Source organism: Mesorhizobium kowhaii (assembly GCF_042431665.1).
Lineage (GTDB): Bacteria > Pseudomonadota > Alphaproteobacteria > Rhizobiales > Rhizobiaceae > Mesorhizobium > Mesorhizobium kowhaii.
In genome coordinates this window covers 1-3,086 of sequence record NZ_JBHLYT010000211.1, presented here as the reverse complement: position 1 = coordinate 3,086, position 3,086 = coordinate 1, and the positions used below count along the sequence as shown (strand labels likewise).

Annotated in this window: 3 protein-coding genes; all 3 read right to left on the bottom strand. The window is 59.3% G+C overall.

The annotated features are described in order from the left end of the window. A partial coding sequence (locus ACFFNA_RS39450; protein WP_378925711.1) for an enoyl-CoA hydratase-related protein occupies positions 1–413 on the bottom strand: 413 nt, incomplete at its 3' end. After that, positions 410–2,602 (bottom strand): acetate--CoA ligase family protein, encoded by a 2,193-nt coding sequence (locus ACFFNA_RS39445; RefSeq protein WP_378925709.1) that lies wholly within the window; start codon positions 2,600–2,602, stop codon positions 410–412. The genes ACFFNA_RS39445 and ACFFNA_RS39450, both read right to left, overlap by 4 nt. A gap of 1 nt (position 2,603) precedes the next feature. Next, positions 2,604–3,086, bottom strand: a 483-nt coding sequence (locus ACFFNA_RS39440) for an enoyl-CoA hydratase/isomerase family protein (RefSeq protein WP_378925707.1), incomplete at its 5' end; no start/stop codon positions are given.

The window sequence follows — 3,086 nt, the reverse complement described above, 5'->3', positions numbered from 1 at the left end:
TCCTCCGCTGCGATACGGATGTCGCACATTGTTGCCAGATCGAAACCAGCACCGATTGCTGCCCCATTGACCGCAGCAATGACAGGGACCTCCAGCCGGTGCGTCGCAAGCGCAATTCGTTGGATGCCGCGGCGATAGCGTTCTTGCACCTCAAACACATCGCCAGCGAAGCTTCCCCTACGGTCCCGCATGTCCTTGACGTTGCCGCCGGCGGAAAACGCCTTGCCAGCCCCTGTGATGACCAAAACCGAGATGGCCGCCCCACCATTGATCCAGTCAACCGTTTGCACAATGTCGTCTATCAAACTCGTCCCGGTCAGTTCGTTGCGGACGTCATCCCGGTCAAGCACGAGCAAGGCGACGCGGTCGCTGACTTCGAGTTTCGAGTCGATCAGCTTCGGCAGATCCGTCATGCTTCGATCCTTTGTTTCTCTACCGACCGCGCTGGGGAAGACGCGGTGAGAAGAATGCGCACATCGAGCACGGTCAAACCGTTGGGATATGCAAGGATGGGATTGAGGTCGAGTTCGTCGATCTCCGGGCAGGCTTCAACGAAATCCGAAATACTGACCATAAAGTCTGCGAGCGCGTCTCGATCAACCGGCGTTCCCCCGCGCACGCCATCCAGAACCGCTTGCGCCTTGATTTCGCCCAACATCGCAAAGGCATCATTGCGTGAGATCGGAAGCGCGCGGAACACCACATCCCTAAGAACTTCGACGAGGACTCCGCCTAGTCCGAACATCATGATGGGACCGTATGAGGCATCGCGCACGACGCCGACGATGATCTCGACGCCCTCCTTTGCTGCCATCGGAGTGACGAGGACGCCCGCAATTTTCGGATTGGTTACCGCAGCCCTAGCATTGGCGACGATCTCAAGGAAGCTGCTGCGCACCGATGCCACGTCTACGACATTGAGTTTGACGCCGCCCGCCTCCGTCTTGTGCAGGATATCGCGAGATACGATTTTCAGTGCCACCGGCTGTGCGCCGAGACTGAGAAAGGCCTCTTCGGCTTCTTTTTCATCGAGAGCCAGCAAAGCCGGAGCGAGATCCAGGCCGAAGTCGCGCAGGCTAGCTCGCCCTTCGTGTTCCAAAACTACTCGCCTGCCCTCGGCTCTGCATCGCGCAAGAACCTGCTCAAAGATTTTCCCGTGCTGCGCCCGCTGTGGCGGCAGCGCTGCAAAGGCGCGGCCCACCTCACCGCACTCCGCCAAAGCCTGCATGCATCGCACGGCAGTTTCCAGGGAGCTGTGCACCGGGATGCCTGCGCGGTGCATCTCGAGGAGTGGCAACGGTCGCTGATCTGCCTGAAGTGCACCGTACAGGCTATGAACGATTACGGGCTTGCCGAACCGGCGTGGCATTGCGCCGATGAGGTTCGTGGCATCGATTTCTGCAGCGAGCAAGTCTTGTGAGAAACGGACCGCGTAACCGCCGTAGAGACCTGATATTAGAAGTCCATCCACCATCGAATCCTGCAACAGAATCTCCGCGCAAGCGGCGAACACCGACGGATCCGTGTCCGTGCCCCCAGCCACGTCCACTGGATTGATGACCGACGCGGCCGGAGGGAGCATCGTCGCAATCCGCCGTTGCGTTTCATCGCTCAAGGGAGCTAGCAGCAGTCCGCGTTCAGATAAGGCGTCGGCGGCAATTGTCGCGTGGCCTCCGCCGTCCGCAAGGATGGCGAGGCGGCGCGAACGCAGGGGAGGCAGTAACGATAGCGCCTCCGCCATCGGCAGGATCTCGTCGGACCGATGTGCAAGGATTGCGCCGGCTTGCCTCAGCACGCCTTCGCTGACGGCATATTCGCCAGCCAAAGCGCCGGTATGAGACTTCGCGGAAATGCGTCCGGCACTTGTCCGACCCGATTTGTAAATGACAACTGGTTTCTCCAGCGAGATCCGCCTCAAGGCGTTTAAAAAGCGGCGGCCGTCTTTCAGTCCTTCAACGTAGGCGATCACCACGTTGGTTTTGGGATCGGCCGCAAAGTAGTCGAGGTATTCGTCGAAGCGAATATCGGCCTCGTTACCTACCCCCACATACGTGCTCAAACCCACCTGGCCGTTGGCTTGAGCTTCCGTGACGAGTGCCAGAGCCATGTTGCCCGACTGGGACAGAAGGCCGATGCTACCCTTCCGCAAGTCCGAAAAGCCGACGAGATTGCAGGCTTTATGAGTATTGAACATGCCCGAGGTGTTCGGCCCGATGATTCTAACACCGCTAGCCCGCGCAGCGGCAAGTACCGTATCCTGGAGCCGCTTGCCGTCGTCCCCGGCCTCGCCAAAGCCACCCGCCAGAACCACGGCGCCGCCCACTCCTTTTGCGGCGCATTCGGCGATGACCGAAGCAACCGTCGCGGCGGGAGTACAGACCAGCGCAAGGTCGACGGGGCCCGGCAGGCTGCCCAGATCGGGCAGACATCTAATGCCGCAGATTTCACTCTCTTTTGGATTGATTGGATAGATCGTCCCGGCATAGCCATCGTCCAGGAGTTTCCTAAGTGACCTATATCCCCGCTTTGCCGGATTCTTGGATGCGCCAATGATCGCAATGGAGTCGGGGGACAGAATGTTGAAGAGGTCATTCGACGCCATGTTATTCCCCCCGAAAGATCGGTGAACGCTTTTCCGCGAAGGCGTCGACGCCCTCCTGCCAATCGCGCGTCGTCGAACAAAACATCATGCCTTCGAGCTCAGCAGTAAGAGCAGAGTCGAACGTCCCATGAGCAGCTGACGCCAACTGTTCTTTGGCAAGCTGCATCGAGAATGGGGCCTTCTTTGACAGTTCACTTGCCAAAGTGCGGATGCTCGCTGCGAATTCCTTGTCAGGGATACTGCGTAAGGCCAGTCCGATCCTGACTGCTTCCGCGCCGTCAATCTGCGAACCGAGGAAGATCAGCTCACGCGCTTTTGCGAGACCTACAAGCCGTGGAAGGATGTTCGTAACCCCACCCCCGAGGAACGCGCCAAGGCCGATTTCGGGAAATCCGATCCGCGCTGAGGCGGCCATGACTATAAAGTCGCAAGCGAGAGCCATCTCGGCCCCGGCGCCAAGCGCATAGCCGTTTACCGCCGCAAT